The sequence below is a fragment of the Microvirga sp. GCM10011540 genome (genome assembly GCF_042650665.1).
GTDB lineage: Bacteria > Pseudomonadota > Alphaproteobacteria > Rhizobiales > Beijerinckiaceae > Microvirga > Microvirga lenta.
Genome location: NZ_JBHSBQ010000006.1, coordinates 1 through 16,094, shown reverse-complemented (window position 1 = coordinate 16,094; position 16,094 = coordinate 1). Strand labels below are relative to the sequence as shown.

The 16,094-nt window shown below is 62.1% G+C and carries 14 protein-coding genes; 7 read left to right on the top strand and 7 right to left on the bottom strand.

The window, feature by feature from the left end:
* Window positions 1–851: 851 nt before the first annotated feature.
* On the top strand, window positions 852–1,115 hold the full coding sequence (locus tag ACFOYU_RS04005) for a hypothetical protein (RefSeq protein ID WP_377032509.1): 264 nt from the start codon (window positions 852–854) through the stop codon (window positions 1,113–1,115).
* Between the two features lie 209 nt (window positions 1,116–1,324).
* Here the strand turns inward: ACFOYU_RS04005 and ACFOYU_RS04000 are convergent, their stop codons facing one another.
* Window positions 1,325–1,651: a hypothetical protein gene (locus tag ACFOYU_RS04000; protein ID WP_377032508.1), complete on the bottom strand. Its 327-nt coding sequence runs from the start codon at window positions 1,649–1,651 to the stop codon at window positions 1,325–1,327.
* 290 nt (window positions 1,652–1,941) lie between these two features.
* Between ACFOYU_RS04000 and ACFOYU_RS03995 the strand changes: the two genes are divergently transcribed.
* From ACFOYU_RS03995 to ACFOYU_RS03985, 3 genes are all read left to right on the top strand, one after another.
* Window positions 1,942–2,643: a L,D-transpeptidase gene (locus ACFOYU_RS03995; RefSeq protein WP_377032507.1), complete on the top strand. Its 702-nt coding sequence runs from the start codon at window positions 1,942–1,944 to the stop codon at window positions 2,641–2,643.
* Window positions 2,644–3,002: 359 nt separating this feature from the next.
* The gene (locus tag ACFOYU_RS03990) at window positions 3,003–4,064 is read left to right on the top strand and encodes a DUF882 domain-containing protein (protein WP_377032506.1); all 1,062 of its coding nucleotides are present in this window, start codon (window positions 3,003–3,005) and stop codon (window positions 4,062–4,064) included.
* Window positions 4,065–4,174: 110 nt separating this feature from the next.
* The gene (locus tag ACFOYU_RS03985) at window positions 4,175–4,330 is read left to right on the top strand and encodes a hypothetical protein (protein WP_226742571.1); all 156 of its coding nucleotides are present in this window, start codon (window positions 4,175–4,177) and stop codon (window positions 4,328–4,330) included.
* A 123-nt stretch (window positions 4,331–4,453) separates the two neighbouring features.
* Here ACFOYU_RS03985 and ACFOYU_RS03980 read toward each other — a convergent pair whose 3' ends face one another.
* From ACFOYU_RS03980 to ACFOYU_RS03960, 5 genes are all read right to left on the bottom strand, one after another.
* Entirely contained in the window at window positions 4,454–5,179 is a 726-nt protein-coding gene (locus ACFOYU_RS03980) for a ZIP family metal transporter (protein ID WP_377032505.1), read from the bottom strand.
* Between the two features lie 317 nt (window positions 5,180–5,496).
* Window positions 5,497–7,617: a heavy metal translocating P-type ATPase gene (locus ACFOYU_RS03975; RefSeq protein ID WP_377032504.1), complete on the bottom strand. Its 2,121-nt coding sequence runs from the start codon at window positions 7,615–7,617 to the stop codon at window positions 5,497–5,499.
* A gap of 168 nt (window positions 7,618–7,785) precedes the next feature.
* Window positions 7,786–8,106, bottom strand: a complete 321-nt coding sequence (locus ACFOYU_RS03970; protein ID WP_377032503.1) for a hypothetical protein — start codon at window positions 8,104–8,106, stop codon at window positions 7,786–7,788.
* 89 nt (window positions 8,107–8,195) lie between these two features.
* Window positions 8,196–9,008 carry a nucleotidyltransferase family protein gene (locus ACFOYU_RS03965; protein WP_377032502.1) on the bottom strand — a complete coding sequence of 271 codons (813 nt, stop codon included), beginning with the start codon at window positions 9,006–9,008 and terminating at the stop codon, window positions 8,196–8,198.
* 2 nt (window positions 9,009–9,010) lie between these two features.
* The gene (locus ACFOYU_RS03960) at window positions 9,011–10,117 is read right to left on the bottom strand and encodes a glycosyltransferase (protein ID WP_377032501.1); all 1,107 of its coding nucleotides are present in this window, start codon (window positions 10,115–10,117) and stop codon (window positions 9,011–9,013) included.
* A 1,079-nt stretch (window positions 10,118–11,196) separates the two neighbouring features.
* Between ACFOYU_RS03960 and ACFOYU_RS03955 the strand changes: the two genes are divergently transcribed.
* Together ACFOYU_RS03955 and ACFOYU_RS03950 are read left to right on the top strand one after the other, a co-directional pair.
* Window positions 11,197–11,868 (top strand): hypothetical protein, encoded by a 672-nt coding sequence (locus ACFOYU_RS03955; RefSeq protein ID WP_377032500.1) that lies wholly within the window; start codon window positions 11,197–11,199, stop codon window positions 11,866–11,868.
* Window positions 11,869–12,510: 642 nt separating this feature from the next.
* Window positions 12,511–13,758, top strand: coding sequence for a cation:proton antiporter (locus ACFOYU_RS03950; RefSeq protein WP_377032499.1), 1,248 nt, complete (start codon window positions 12,511–12,513; stop codon window positions 13,756–13,758).
* A gap of 120 nt (window positions 13,759–13,878) precedes the next feature.
* Here the strand turns inward: ACFOYU_RS03950 and ACFOYU_RS03945 are convergent, their stop codons facing one another.
* Complete coding sequence (locus ACFOYU_RS03945; RefSeq protein ID WP_377032498.1) at window positions 13,879–14,310, bottom strand: hypothetical protein; 432 nt, start codon at window positions 14,308–14,310, stop codon at window positions 13,879–13,881.
* 1,225 nt (window positions 14,311–15,535) lie between these two features.
* Here ACFOYU_RS03945 and ACFOYU_RS03940 point away from each other — a divergent pair.
* On the top strand, window positions 15,536–16,094 hold a 559-nt coding region (locus ACFOYU_RS03940), incomplete at its 3' end, for a PRC-barrel domain-containing protein (protein WP_377032497.1).

The following is a 16,094-nucleotide window of genomic DNA, read 5'->3' as shown; positions in this document are numbered from 1 at the left end:
CCGAACCGCGCCGTCGATGGATCCTATTTAGAACGCCCCGACCCAGAAGTCAATCGGAAAATCGAAGCTTTTTCGAATTTTCCGGCACCCGATCCTGCCTCTCCCAAGTAAAGACAAAGAAAGAGCGGCCGCAGAAACGAACCCGCTTCTGCGCTGAACCTCGTCGAACGGCGCGAAACCTTCGACACCTGTGCGGATTGTCCCCAGAGGAGCGCATGGACCGCTGAATTACTTCAGAATTCCAAGGCTCGTGGATGTGGATGCTTGAGGCGATTGCTCACCTCAGCCTCCGTAACAGTCGCGGCGCCCGGGCTGAAGTGCCTGGGTTGGCTCGTGACGATGTCAGGAAGCGGCGTCCGGATCGCTGACGCGACGGCGCCGGGGAACGCGGATATAACCGATTCGTTCCGGATTGCAAGCGCGGGTTTATCCGTCGCCGGAGAGGCGAATGTTGGATCGCGCCGACCTGCTGAAATACGACCACCTTGCATCACTAGGTGCCAAGACGCCCTTGCCGGCGGATCTCACGGCACCCATGGAAAGTCCCAGTGGCCTATAAGCTGAGATGGTGTTTCCGCACGGTGTTTCAAGGGCTCCAGCCCCCAGTCGTATAGGCCGACGCCGCTGTGCCGGAATCTGAAGGCCGTATCTCTTCTCTTCCGCTGTTCGTACTCCCCTGCCCCCTCTGGAAAATGCCCCTCTTCAGCTCCGGTGATTTGCCCAGGGTCGGCTCATTGCGGCGCATGTGCATAAACCGTCAGAGCTGTGGATGGAGCCTCGGGAGCATTACTGATCCTTCCGTCGGAATGCTATGAAGCGCCGCCCATCCCGACAGCCCCAAAATCACGGCCATGAAACCGGCAGCGTTTACACTTGGATTGTTCCTTCTCGGCCTCCCCCTGACTTCGCTGAACGCGGAGGATCTCGTCGCCAGGCGCGAGGCCTGCCGTGCGCAGGCGAAGCAGCACCTCACGGTACGTGGCAAGACCAAGGTTGCCACCGAAGAGTACCGACAGATCGTGGAACGCCGCCGCGCCCATGTGGAAGCATGCATGGCATCGACGCAGGTCGCGCAGGATCAGTTACCGGTACCGCCGAAACGCCCAAGCATTTGAGGTGCGAGTGCCCCATAGACGGGTCAGAGCCGGTCGAGAGAATGTGATCGCGGCCAAGCCCAGATCGGCGAGAAGGACAGGAACGTCGGGGGCGCTCGGAGATTGACTTGGTGCGGAGGCATCCCGCCCCTTGTGTGAGATCCCCCTCACCCGCCTCCGTAGACTGAGCCCCGTTCAGGCAACCCGAACGGGGCTTTTTCGTCGGGTGCTCAATGCGCGGTCCAAGTCCGCCCGTCACCATCGAGCGGCTCATGATAGAGCGCTCCACGTGGAACGGCCTCAAGTGGGCGCATCCCCTGCGATCGCTCCTGCGAGATCTCGGCGATCGGGGTCAGGTAATGCGGGCGAAAGCGCTGATCGATCAGGTTCCGCAGCTCGGGGGCCGCCAAATCCAGAACTGTTGCATCACGCCAGCGGCGATAATGCTTGGCGTTGCCGGTGAGACGACTCCAGAGGCTCTTCGTCTCCTCCTCCACGACCAGCACGATGCGGCCTGTGAAGGTTTTCCGTAGATTAAATCTCCCTGTGAGAGGCATCTCGCGTTTCCTTATGCGGCTGCGACGAGCCGGGAGAGAATAGAAGCCCAACATCGGCTGGTCTTCCTCACCTCAGGCGCTCAAGCTTCGCAGCGAACAACAATGCTGTGCTGTGGCAATGCGCACATCTGCTTGGAGTTCCTTAGAGCCTCGAAGGAGCAAGCCGCGGAAACGCATGCCCTGCCACGCTCGAAATCTGCGGTCTCGAGCGCGAATACTCAGCCCTCATCCGGACTCCTTCATGCCGTAGCTTGGTCGGGGTGGAATGGCATCGGCAGGAGGATCGGGCCATGGGGCTCAACCGCCGCATCTTCACCTTCGGACTTCCGGCTTCGGCTGCCGCTCTCCTCGGTGAAAGAGGATGGGCGCAGTCCCTACGCCCCCGGCCCGCCTATGGCGGAATCTATGGCCCTATCGACGACGATCTCTACCCGGTACCTGGAATCGATCTTTCGGCGATCCAATCCGCTTTTCTCCGAAGCATCGTCCTGTACGAGACGCCCGAGCCCGCAGGCACGATCGTGATCGATCCCAGAGCGCGTTTTCTTTATCACGTCCAAGATGGCGGCCTTGCGATCCGCTACGGCGTCGGAGTCGGCCGGTCCGGTTTCGGCTGGTCCGGCACGGCGACGGTCGGCGACAAACAGGAATGGCCGGACTGGTATCCGCCGAAGGAGATGCTGCAGCGCCAGCCCGAACTGATGGAGCAGATGGCAGATCTCCCCGGCGGCGCAGGCATGCCCGGCGGGCCCGGCAATCCGCTCGGGGCCCGCGCGCTATATCTGTGGCAGGGAAAGAAGGATACGCTCTACCGGATCCACGGAACTTTCGAACCCTGGACGATCGGGACGAGCGTCTCGTCGGGCTGTATCAGGATGATCAATCAGGACGCGATCGATCTTTACAACCGCACGCCTGTCGGCACGAAGGTCGTGGTGCTTGCGCCCGCCTCGAACAGGCGAAAGCGCGCCGCTGCGGCCTCTGGAGAATAGCCCGTGCGAAGGGGCGGCTCCCGCACGCTGTCAAGCTTGAAATCGGTTGCAGGCCAGGAAAAATCCTGTCGTTGCTAACGCTCGATTAAAGACCCGGGGGCACACTACCACCTATGCCCCACGCCCCTGCAAAGATCGACCGCCCCTCCCTCCCTTCAGACGGCTTGCGCCCTGCCGCAATTTTCTCATTCTTTCTCAGCAGAAGTCAGTCTGAAGCTCAGGGCGGATATAAAGACATCAAGGGGATTTCTCGTTTCGCCCGGCCTGTGGGAGGACGCCAGATGGATGGTGCGTCGAGGGTTCGTCGTCGCGCTGCAAGGAAAGCTTTCCTGCGCCTCACCTTTTGTTCGGTCGCAAGCATGGCGAGCTTCCTCGCCGCGACGGTCCAGACGCAGGACGCGATCGCCAACGGCGATACACGAAGCCTGAGCTTCTATCACACCCACACCCGAGAGACGGCGACGATCACCTATCGACGCGACGGTCGGTACGACGATCGGGCACTGGAGCAGTTGAACTGGCTCCTGCGCGATTGGCGTGTCGAACGCCCCGCCAAAATGGATCCGCGCCTGTTCGATATCCTCTGGGAGATCTATCGCGAAGCCGGATCGAACGAGCCTATCCACGTCATCTCCGCCTATCGCTCTCCGGCGACCAACAGCATGCTGCGCCGTCGGTCCAGCGGCGTCTCTGACCAGAGCCAGCACATGCTGGGCAAAGCGATGGATATCCGACTTCCTGATGTCGACACGGCCCGATTGCGCGCCATCGCCATGCGAATGCAATATGGTGGGGTCGGCTATTATCCCTCCTCCCAGTTCGTCCATGTGGATACCGGCAGTGTCCGAGCTTGGCCGCGAATGTCGCAGGATCAATTGGTCAGGCTTTTCCCCGATGGAAAGACCCTCCACCTGCCTCCAAGCGGAAAGCCCCTTCCCCGCTACGAGGAAGCGCGAGCTGAAATCCTCCCGAGGAATGCGGCGCTCGCCGCACAGGCTTCTGCAGGTGGCGGATCCTCAGGAAACATTCTGACAGCCCTGTTCGGCCGGAAAGCCTCCCCGGCTGCGCAAGTTCCACAACCGCCCGAGACGCAGGTGGCTTCCGCCTTGCCCGAGGCTCTCGACGCGATGCTTGCACCCGTACCTGTTCCCCCGAGGCGGCCGCAGGAATTGGCTCTGCCGGAGCAACCCAAGGCGCCGGCGGCTCCGGCAGTTGCTGCATTCGCCCTTGCTACAGCACAACCTGAGGCGATCCTCGGCTACAACGTCGAGGCTGCGGTGGAGGCTCTCTTCGATCCTCGGGCTTCAGCCGCGAATGTCGGGTTCTCGCAAGCTCTCCAGACCGATTTGAACTCCGCGTCCTTCAGCGGACCGGCTGTAAAGCCGCTTCCCCTCATCCGTCAGGCCCAACTGGATCTCTGAGACGGATCCTTCCTGCTGGAATTATCGCCTCCGTAGCGACGGAATCGAGAACTGCCCTGGGGTTCGCTGCGTTATCCCGCGAGGTTTCAGCTCATTGAAGGGATGTCCTCATGAATGTCTCGATCACGTTGGAAGACGAGGCGAAGCAAACCTACTCGGTCTACATCGACGACACCTGCATCGCACGAGGCGTGCCTAAAGCCGAGGCGAACCGGATTCGCGTGCAGGCACGTCAGGGACAGCTTGGAAAACCACGCCTGGGCTAACTGCAGCGGGGCATGTGCTCGGGACGCCTGATATGGCGATGTCCCCGATGAACCGTCTCATCCAGGTCGGTTGAGGCGCCGGGATTCCAAACAACCAGGCAACGGCCGGCTGGCTTCGCACCGTCATGCCTCGAAGTAGGATGAGACAAGGGTGAACAGGGCGAAGCCGCCGATGAAGAAAGCGGCGGAAAAGCGGGTATCCTCAGCCACGTCGTGCGCCTCGCCCAGCATCTCCTCGACCGCCGCCAGGATCAGAAGTCCTGCCGTGAAGGCGAGCGCCGTCAGTTGGAGGCTCGCGCTCTGGTCGCGCAGGAGCCAGTACCCGATGCTCGCCCCAAGCAGGGGTGCGATCACGAACGAGGCCGAGAGAAGCAGGCGCGTGCTGCGCTTGACGCCCTTGTCGCGGAAATTGGCGATGGTCGCGAACCCTTCCGGGACGTCCGCCGTGACCTGCCCGATGGCAAGCACAAGCGCAAGGCTGAGGGAGACGACTGATCCGACGCCGATCATGAGTCCGTCGCTGAACAGGTCGATGAACACGGCCGCGTAGACAATCCATGGCCCCGCGGCCTCCTCGCCTTCCCCGAAGCACTCGATGGCCCAGTCGAACAGGATGAAGGTTGCGCCGCCCAGGCAGAAGCCGAGGACCACCAGCCAAGGGGCCGCTCCCTCCAGCGCCTCCGGCATCAACTCGATGGCGACCACCGCGACAACGATCCCGGCCGCCACGTGCAGGGCCCGGCTGAGGGTTCGCCGGGAGGTCTTGATCAGTTCCGCGACCGCCCCTCCGGCGAAGTTGCCGAGCGCCGGAAGCAAGGCGAGAGCTAGAACCTGGAGATAAGGATCCATCCTTCAGCCCATCCCCTGCGGAGCCTGTACTTGGTCAACGCGATCTCCAAGACCGAGTTCACGAGCGGTGAGGAATGCTGTCCGCAGCCGGGACAAATCCCCGGCTGCGCATTCTCCGGCCGATCCGACGGGGCGGGCAACCTGAAAACGAACAGGGCGGCACTACTCGTGCGGCGAACCGCCCGATGGATTCATAGATGCCCTCGCCCGCGCCGCAGTTATCCAGCGAGCGGCCGATGCGGTGCGACACCTGTCGCGTCAGCAGCACGAACACATTGACGCAGGCGAGGATCGCAATGGGAAGCCAGGTGACGGCATCACACGTTCCGTCCGGCCCCGAGCAAGCGCATGGCATTGGCGGTCACCAGCACTGTCGCGCCCGTATCCGCCAGGATCGCCGGCCAGAGGCCCGTGATGCCGAGCACGGTCGTGACCAGGAACACGGCTTTCAGGCCCAGGGCCACCCCGATGTTCTGGCGGATATTGCCCATGGTGGCTTTGGAGAGTGCGATCATGCGGGCGATATCGAGGACGCGCCCATGCAGCACCGCCCCGTCCGCGGTTTCCAGCGCCACGTCCGTGCCTCCCCCCATGGCGATGCCGACATCGGCAGCGGCCAAGGCCGGGGCATCGTTGATGCCGTCGCCGACCTTGGCGACTACCTGCCCCTGCGTCTTGAGTTCGTTGACGATCCGCAGCTTGTCCTGCGGCAACAGGTCGGCTCTGGACTCCACGCCCAACGCACGGGCGATGGCGGCCGCGGTCCTGGCGTTGTCGCCGGTGAGCATGACTGGCGCGATGCCACGGGCCTTGAGAACCTTCAGTCCTTCAAGTGCATCCTCGCGCGGCTCGTCGCGTACTGCGATCAACCCGGCCGGACTGTCGCTCACCATGAGTACGGATACGGTCTTACCTTCCTCCTGAAGGGAGGCAATGCGAGCCTCTACCTCAGGTGAGAGAGGCGCGATGGCCGCTGCGGCCTTGGGCGAACCCAGGAACAGGCTGCGACGACGGGCGCGGCCCTTCACACCTTTGCCGCCCAACGCCATGACGCCGACGGCGGGAACGACCTCGATGCGGTCCGCCTGCGCCCGGGCCACAATGGCCTTGGCGATGGGATGGGACGAAGTGGCGTCGAGGGCGGCTGCATCTTCCAGGATGTCCCGTCCGGTCGCCTCGCCGAGGGTGATCACATCGGTGACCTGCGGACGGCCCTCGGTGAGAGTTCCGGTCTTATCCAGCGCGACGGCCGTGACCTTGCCCAAGGTCTCCAGTACGGCTCCACCCTTGATCAGCAGCCCGCGCCGGGCGCCGGCGGCAAGGCCGGCTGCGATGGCGGCCGGGGTCGAGATGACCAGGGCGCAAGGACAGCCGATGAGGAGCACCGCCAAACCCTTGTAGACCCACTCGCCCCATGGCTCGCCGGCCAGCAGCGGCGGCAGGATTGCAACAAGTGCACCGACGACCAGAACGGCCGGTGTGTAGTAGCGCGAGAATCGGTCGATAAAGCGCTCGGTCGGGGCCTTGGCCTCCTGGGCCTCCTCGACCAGGCGCACCACCCGCGCGATGGTGTTGTCCCGGGCCTCGGCGGTCACTCGGACGCGCAAGCTGCCGTCGGTGTTGATGGTGCCGGCGAAGACGGTCTCGCCCTCGCCCTTGCGCTTGGGCGTGCTCTCGCCTGTGACCGGCGCCTCATCAATGGCGCTCTCGCCCGACACGATCATGCCGTCCGCAGGGATGCGGTCGCCGGGCCGGACTGCAATCACGTCGCCGACTGCGAGGGTCTCCGCCGCAACCTCCTCCAGGCTGCCGTTGCGCTCGATGAGGGCTGTCTTGGGCACCAGATCGGACAGGGACCGGATGCTGGCCCGCGCCCGGCCGGCTGCGACGCCCTCCAGGAGTTCGCCGACAAGGAACAGCAGTACCACGATGGCGGCCTCCTCGGTCTCGCCGATGATTACCGCTCCGACGGCCGCGACAGCCATCAGGGTCTCGATGGTAAAGGGTGCGCCGGCCATGGCGGCGGCAATCGCCCGGCGCGCAATCGGTACCAAACCGATTGCCATGGCTGCGGTGTAGAGCCACGGCTCGTATCCCGGTAGGACCATGGCCAGGCCCCAAGCCGACGCGAGTCCCAAACCGCTGAGGATTGTCAGCCGCCCCTTGGCCGATTGCCACCACGGACCGTCCGCGGCCCCATGGTCATGGTGGTGATGGGCACCTTCGCCCACGGGGGTGATGCCGTAGCCAAGGTCGCGCACCACCTTCTCGACCTGCTCGCCCGTGTCGGCATGGGCTGCCCGCAGGCGCAAGGTTTCGGTCGTGGTGTTGATGCTGATATCCGAGATGCCCGGCACACGGGTGAGCGCGGTCTCGATCTTGCGCGCGCAACTCCCGCAATCCATGCCCTCGACGCGGAAACGCAAACGATCACTCATTTTGAAAAGCCCGATTCGATCTCATCTGCCAGGCAGGCTACAACCTGTAGCGGCTAGAGGATCAAGAGGCTTTGGTGACCTGGGCGCCTGGTAAGCGGTCGGAATGGTCCGACCTCCCCTCGCCGGCCGCCGCACAGGGCTATACGGGAGGCGTGATCTGCTTTCTCATCAGCCACTGATCGAGCTGCTCGACAGCCACTGCACCATCCGGAGCGGATGGAAGGTCCGCACCCCCCAGATGAATGCGGCTCCCTCGGATCGTCTGCGCGCAAAATCGATCCAGACCTGCCCGACCGGGAAGCCCGCGGTCACGGCCAGCAGCATCAGTGCGTCGCCGCATTGCTGCGCCTCGAAGGCCTGACGGATGATGTCACGATGAGCCGAGAAAAGCCCCATCCATTCGAGCGCCGGAAGATCTTCCTCGACGCAGGAGCGAACGGCGATCTCAAGGGTCACCTCGATGCGTCCCAGATCCTCAGAATGTTCCATCTGCATCACTCCGGTCGAATGACCGATGCGGTTTCTGCCCCGATGCAGGAAATCCCTCCGCAGCTCCGTGCCGGACGGGACTCGAACGGCTATTCCTTATTCGCGTCGTGAAGACCCCGACCCATGCGGCCCGAAGGCCAACCCAAGGCCACCCGGGCTCCCGATTGGGCATTCTGCTCGGCCGCATCGCTCAGGAGACCTATCGCGGAGCGATATCCGTGAAGCGTGCCGACATCTACGTAGGATCGACCGGCCTTGACGCCGACGGCCTGCCCACCTTGCGCCAAATATGCGTTCACGAGAGTGCCAAAATACTCGTCCTCGCGGCCGCGCTTCAACCAGAGTTGCCGCAGGTCCTCCAACATACGGCCGGGCATCTTGAAGGCGCCCCATATCCACTTGGAGGATGCATCGCTGCGCTTCACCTGGATTTCCAAGACCCGGTCGTTCTCGTCGAGTAGGACGGCGTCGAAGAATTCCGGATTGTCGACTGGAAAGAGGAGGAATGACAAGGTTTCCTCAGGAAGCTCCGCCAGGGCGGTTTCCGGGAACCAGACGGTGTCCGGCAGCCCGACGATCACGCTCTCGTCCGGGGGGATGAGCGGCGAGGCACGGAAAATGGCGTCGCACAATCCACTGGCATCGGGCTGAACCACATAGGCGATCGATGCCTCGCCGTAGTTCGCCCCATAGTACTCCATGATGTCCGATTTTCCGGGGGAGATGACGAAGCACACCCTCTTCGCTCCGCCGTAGATCATGCGTTCGACGAGATACTCGCTGACCGCGCAGGGGCGCTCGACTCCGTTGTCCAGTCGGCTGCCGACCGGCAGCAGCTCCTTTGAGAAGGCAAGCGGCTGGATTCGGCTGCCTATTCCGGCAGCCGGTATGATGCCCCACATGATCAGGCCTCCATCATGGCTGTGACGCCATTAGCGCGCGACGAGGAGCCGGAGCCGGCGATCAACGCCTCCAGCTGTTGCGCCCTGCGCGCGGACGTATGCTCCGCGAGGGTTCGCTCGCGGCTGGCCTCGGCAATGCGCCCCAGCTCGGCATCGCTCAGTTCGCACGCATCGACGGCATCCTGCGTCGTGTCGGCGATGAGAATTTCTTGGCCAGGTTCGAAGAAGCTGTCGAGCCCCTCCCAATTGTCCGAGACGATCGGTGTGCCGCAGGCCGCTGCCTCGAAGAGGCGCCCGGAGGGGCACCAGCCCATTTCGGCCATCGCTTGGCGTGTGACATTGAGGGTGAGGCGGGATGACGAGAAGAAGGCAGGATGCTCGGATGGAGGCAGGTGCTGAACGAAATAAATGTTGGGTTCCCAGGGAAAGTCGGGCGGGTACTGGGCGCCACCGATCACGAAGCGCCGGTTCCGTCGCAGCCGGGCCGGCTCGATCAGAAGACGCTGAAGGGTTGCCTGTCGGTCGGCCGCATAGGTGCCCAAATAGGACAGGTCGGACTTATAGGATGGGACCGGCTCGACGGGGCGGTGCTGGTCGGGATCGACGTGCCCATAGAGAGGTTCGACCCGCCGTGCGCCCAGCTCCTGGCGCAGCCTCTCGAGAGCCGCGCCTCCTGTATAGCTGAGCACCAGATCGAAATCGCCGAGGCCGCGCGGTCCGATATAGGTGATGGCCTGCCTGTCATGCAGGCGGGAGAGCGTGACGGGTGTATCGAGATCGTAAAAGACCCGTGTTGCGCGCGGGGCATCGAGCAGGAGATCGGCGGCCGCGATGCCGTCGGGGCAGTAGGACGTCACCATGGCCGCGTCGGCATCGGCGATCTCTGCCTTCGCGCGTGGCCGGATCGCCTCCCAATCATCATAGAGTACGAGAGCCCCGCCAGGGATCTCATGCAAATCCCGGTTCATGGCATAGTAGGGCACGTCGCGCTCGAAGAAGACAACCCGGTGCCCTTGGCGGGCAAGTGCCCGGCACAGACCACGCCAGAGAGTGGCGTGCCCATTGCCCCAGGAGGAGGAGATCGTGAGGCCGAACACAACGATCTTCATGCAGCGATCACCTCATTATCCAGGCCTACACGCCGGCTGCAGACCAGAAGTCGGCTGCAAGCTTGGCCGCCGTTTAACGGCCGAGGCGAGCGTATTGTTCCGCTTTACCTGCCCAGGTTCTTCTCCAGGCCTGATCCAGGGCACTGACATTATTGGCCGAAAGCACCCTTGCACGCCGTTGAGCCCGGCGCGAACGGAAGCTTCCCCTCGATGCTCCACGATGAAGGTCGGTCGAATTCCCTGGCTATCCATCCGCGTGCGCCGGGATGCGCAATCCGACACGACCGTAAAGCTCCGGCCGGTGGAGCAGCCAGTTCTCGATCACGCACTCCGTTGCCGGATGATAATGGCAGCTCACGGGCGTTCAGGCCTACGAAATGCGCTCCGGCGCGGCCGAGATGGGGCTGGTGTGGCCAGAAGGGCGAGCAGATCGTCACTTCCTCGGTCGTCACCACATGAGCCTCGCGACCGAGTCCGCCGCAATCAGGCATCCAGCCCCAATACACGACGAACTCCCCACAGAGACGGACGCAGCGCCTCGAAACCGGGATCCGAAACATCGCCTATGGTCCAGCGGGCGCCGACAGGACACGCCATCGTTCTACCTCGCGAGTGGTTCGAGAAAGCGGGAACAGGTTGATCTTTCGACGGCGCCCCAGCGGTACTAATAGGGCTCCTGGCCTCTCAGAAAGTCGAAGAAGGTAGCGCCCTCCCCGTTCGGCTTCCGAGATGGCGTATCCGACCAGGATTGTCCCCAGACCCAGGTTTTTAAATTCAGGATCGAAGCCGCCGATGTAATAGCAGGCCCGACGCTTCGCAGCGCGGCCGAATGGGATCAGACCGGAAGGGCAACGGCAGATCCGACTGTCCGTCTTCGTCATCGATATCGCAAGCATCACCCCATTATTGGGGCAAGGAGGGGCCGGCGCCTCCATCGGAGCCGCCCGCCGTCGCAACATATCGTGCACAATCCGCTGCGGCCCGACTTCTGGGACCGTCTGCCTCGTTGGACGGGCCGTCAGCAGGAGCCAACGGCACCACGATACTATTTCCGCGAGCCCTTTTTCGAGGATACTCCGGTGACTCGGCTGGTTTTTTTCGTGCTCTTCAGCCCCGTCGATGAAGCGGCTGCACGCTTTTTCGCTCCACCCGTAGTGGCCTTTTTAGCGCCAGCCTTGGTGGCAGTCTTGGACGCGTTCGTCCGTGTCGTAGCCGAGCGGCTTTTCGACCCGGCTGCCTTCGTCGAGCGAGCCGCAGTAACCTTCGAGGCCGTCTTGGTGCTGCGCCTTGCAGTTGACGTTGACGATCCGGACTTGCGGGCAGAGGAGCTTTTCGCCGCGCCCGTCTTCGCTGCGGATGCCTGTCCGGACCGCTTCGCGGCCGAAGCACCGCTCGTGCGTGCCTCAGCGGACCTGCGCTTCGTTCCGGCGGCCGCGGAGGCCGTCGAGCGACGTATCGCGCCAGCAGCCTTCTTGCTACCGGCTTTCGCCGCCCGCTCCGATGACGACTTGGTGCCGGAGGATGCCGAACCGCCCTTCGCTGAAGTCCGCGACGTTCTGGCGGCCTTCCTCGCGGGCGCTTCCGGAGATTTTTTCTTCGCAGTTCCCGAAGACAAACGCCGCGAGAACGTCGTACCCTTGGACGCCGCACCTTTGGATGAGGAGCCCTTCGAGTTCCGCGAGCCGGTGCCGGCCTCACGTGCGACAAACTTGAAGAAACGGCTGGTCTTGCCTGACCCGATGCTGTCCTGATGCAAGAACGCCAGGTCGCTGTCCTCGAAGATCTGAAAGAACTCTTCCCAGGATGTCTCCTCGAGAGCCTCGTCATCCTCGCCGAAGTCGAAACGGAGAATGCCGCCTTTTCCTCTCTTGGTGCGAACGACCGATGGCCGCCCGCCACGTTCCTCCGCCCAGCGGCGGATTTCATCGTGATCGGTAGTCGTGGTGGCTTGGGTCATTTGCCTGTCCTTACGGAGCTTGAATTCCATCTCCAACGTCGGCGGCACAGGTCTGTTCCTGGTCCCAGCCCGGCAGGCCGCCGGGATCCCGGGCCCTGACGAAGCATGGGTCGAGATAATCGGCCGTCGGCGCCTCCCAACGGCGCCAACAAAGCGGTTTGCGGGTTGTCGCAAGCCCAAGAGCCCGGCTCTTTCCCGTGTTCAGGTCGACACCCGGTAGCGTGATCGATTGATCAGGAGGAAACACCTCGCTCGGTTGCGGCAAGGTGGCCGCCTGGAACGAGTTCGGGCCGTAGCCTCGGTGCGGAGGCGTGTCGTCGGAAGTGCTGGGTTATGAGACGTCTCGCCGACAAAAGCCGAGCGGAAAACGCGGTCTGAACAAAGTCACCCGACTGTCGGTTCACTAGGTATCAGGAAGGCACCGGCCGGAGTCGTCATGCACCAGCTCAATATAGCTCTTGCTGTCATCGCAGCTGTGGTCGTTTTGATCGGCCTCTTTTCAAGGCCGATCAAGAAGAGCCCTGTTCAGGAGCCTATGATCGCGGTTTTCGTCGGGATTGCGGTCGGACCTTATGGGTTCGGCTGGCTCGATATGGCCAAGTGGGGGGAAGAGAGCCCCATTCTCGAACAGGCCGCGCGGATTACGCTGGCGATCGGCCTCATGGGTGTCGCCCTAAGACTCGAGAAGGAGAGCGTGAAGGCACTTTGGCGGCCGGTAACCCTCCTCCTCACCCTTGGGATGCTGGGCATGTGGCTGGTATCATCCGCCCTCGCCGGTTTCCTTCTCGGCGTCTCGTTCTGGACGGCCCTTCTGCTTGGTGCAGTCGTCACCCCTACCGATCCGGTCGTAGCCAGCTCTATCGTCACAGGCCCATTTGCGAAAAAGCACCTGCCCTTGCGGGTGCGGGACGCAATCTCGCTGGAAGCAGGCGCAAACGATGGTCTTGCCTATCTCTTCGTGATGCTCTCGGTGCTGATGATCGGACATTCCCCTGACGAGGCCTGGTCTCGCTGGCTTGTAGAGTCGGTTCTGGTGGGCGTCATGGTTGCGGGTATCATCGGCTGCGCGATCGGCTATGCCGCAGCCAGGCTCCTGGCGGTTGCCAGACGGCGCGGAATTGCCGAGAACGCGTCTCTCCTGGGCTATACGGTCGCCTTCTCGCTTCTTACCCTGGGGGTTTCTGCGCTGGCCCGTGCGGATGCAATCATCTCCGTCTTCCTGGCAGGGCTCGTTTTCAATGTCTGCACCGAAGGGGGAGAGGAACACGAGGAGGAACACATCCAGGAGGCGGTGGCAAAGCTGTTCACGCTGCCCATGTTCGTCCTCTTCGGAATTGCGCTGCCTTTCTCGGAATGGATGCGTCTCGGCTGGCCGCTGTTTGCCCTGACGATTCTGATCCTGCTTCTGCGCCGCCCACCGGTCGTCGCGGCTCTTTCGCCCACTTTGAGGAATGCCCTCAACGGCCGTGACGCTGCCTACATTGGTTGGTTCGGACCGGTTGGCGTGGCTGCGATTTACTACGCCACCTTCGCGCGCGGGCACGTCCACGATCCCATGATCTGGCATGTCGCCAGCGCCGTGATCTTTGCGTCCATCCTGGTCCATGGGGCAACCGCTGCGACGCTGACGCGTCTTTATGCACGCCATCCCCTTCCAGCCCCTCCGGCCACAAAAGACCTGTAGGGAGCTCGAACCCTCAAGGAAGCGCAAGCAGGGGGAGACTTAGGCTGTCTCGGAGCCGAATGGTGTCACCTCGAACGGAGGTGAGAGGCGGGCTGCAGCCCGCCTCAACGTGTTATGTTCTTAGACGTCCCAGAGACCGCCATCGCCCATGTCGTCGCCGATATCGCCGAACTCGGGCTCCTGAATGACCTTGTCGCCGTTGCTGTCATAAGAGGCATATACGCCATCGTAGAGCTCGTTGTTCGACAGCAAGTTATCGTTGTTCACATCCCACTCATTGAATGCATCTTCACCGAAACGGGTGTTGAAGGCCGTAGCGTCATCTCCGATGCCAGCCTCGAACTCGCGTTCCGAAAGACCGAGATCGTTGTTCTGATCCCAGTCATTGAAGATGCCTGCCTGTTCGAAGTTCGTCCGGAACTCCTCGTTCGTCAGGCGCGCATCTGCATTGGCGTCCCATTCGCCGAACTCTGCAGCGTTCGCAGGAGCTGCAATGAGCATCAGTCCGAAGGCGCACACTCCAAGACGAGAAACGGTATTGAGCATTTTCATAGCATAGTCTCCTTTGGATTGTAGGGGCCAAACACCAATGCACCTCGCATTGCCTCGGCCTCACAGGTTGGATCGCATTTAAACGAGTCAAATTCTTATGCGTTCCAAATATAATAGATATTTTATGTATATTATAAGTCAGATCGAAATAATTTATATTTGCAATTCATTATTATCAAAGACATTCTTCATATAGCTAATCCTTAGCGCTGCATCGTCATATGAAATTTTTGAAACCAGACCTTCAACGCGCTTATGCTGGTCTTGCTCCTGATGAAAATGGGAAATCCGTACGTTAGCGCACCCACAAATCCGCGGAATGGTTGGAATCACGCGACCATGCGTATGGACTTGCTGCGGCAACGACAGGCTTTACGCGCGCTCGGCCATAGCCAACCTTCGCGGACGGATACGGCTGATCAAGGACCTTCGCCAGAGAGAGCTGGATTGATCGGATCTAGATGAAGATTCTTCACGATAAAACTGAACGACGAGCACTCAGGTCATACGACCTACAGCCTCGCCGACCCTACGTGTTCGACTGATCTCGGACAGAAGGTCGGCGCTGTTTTCGGGGAGTGTGTCCGTCACCGTACCGGAATACGATTTTCTCCGGAAACTACTCACCTCCACACCGGTTTTTCGCTTGAGCTGGCAAGTGCATTCCAGCCACTCGCCCGACCTTCAATATAGGCGTGAGGACCTCCCTTTGGAACTGGAATGACGGCTCATTGGTGCTTCAAGCATCTCCATTCACCTAAACTTCCCCGCCAGTTTTTCGGAGCTGGCGGGGCCTTTGCCGTCGAAGACTTCCTATGCGGCTATGGCCAAATCCCTGGCCCAGTTAACGATCGCCACAAATCTCCATAAGAACATATTCGTCACAAGAAGCCTTGTTTGTGGATCGCTGTTGCACTTGATGCTTCACACAACATGACGAAAGAGCGCCGCAAGCAGCCAATTCTTTTGTCCGACGCCGTACCAACTTTCTCGGCGCGTGAAAGATCGGCGCGGAACGTGGAGGTACTCTGAACATTCATTCATCGGAGGTCGAGCCGGGAGAACAAAGCTCCTCGTCCTCGCACTGACGAGCATGACTTTGGAGTGGCTCGATCAGATCAACACGGGCCGGAGAGACAGATGCCCGTTTCACAGCAATACACAGAGTAGCCGGCAATCCTACGGGTGATTTCCGCTACATCGTGCCAAGTTTGGAGACGAGATCATGAAGCTCATTGCAGTCGCTGCGCTTCTCGGCACCACGGCCCTCGCGTCGGCCGCCGTCGCACAGACCAGCCCCTCGCAGCAGCAGGTTCAACAGGGCCAAGTTGCCGCGTCCCAGATGCGCAACCAGCCGGTCTACAGCTCGCAGGGCGAGCAGATCGGCACCGTCAACGCCATCGTGCGCGGACGCGACAACCAGACCTATGCGGTCATGACCACCGGCCAGGCCCTGGGCGAGCGCCGCCAGGTCGTGGTGCCGGCCAACCGCATCGCCCTGCAGGGCAACCGCGTCACCGTGCGCGGCAACGAGCAGCAGCTGCGCCAGCTGCAGGCCTATGACCAGAACGCCTACCAGCCGGTGCAGGACAGCGAGCGCTTCGTCGTGGCCGTGGTGGCGGTGCCGGCGGGCCAGCAGCAGGCGCAGGCCGACGGCGCCGAGATCGTGGTGCGCCAGCCGCAGCCGCAGGTGCAGGTCGAGCAGGCCCAGCCGCGGGTGGTGGTGCAGCAGCCGCAGCCGAACGTGACGGTGCGCCAGCCGCGGCCGCAGATCATCGTGCGCC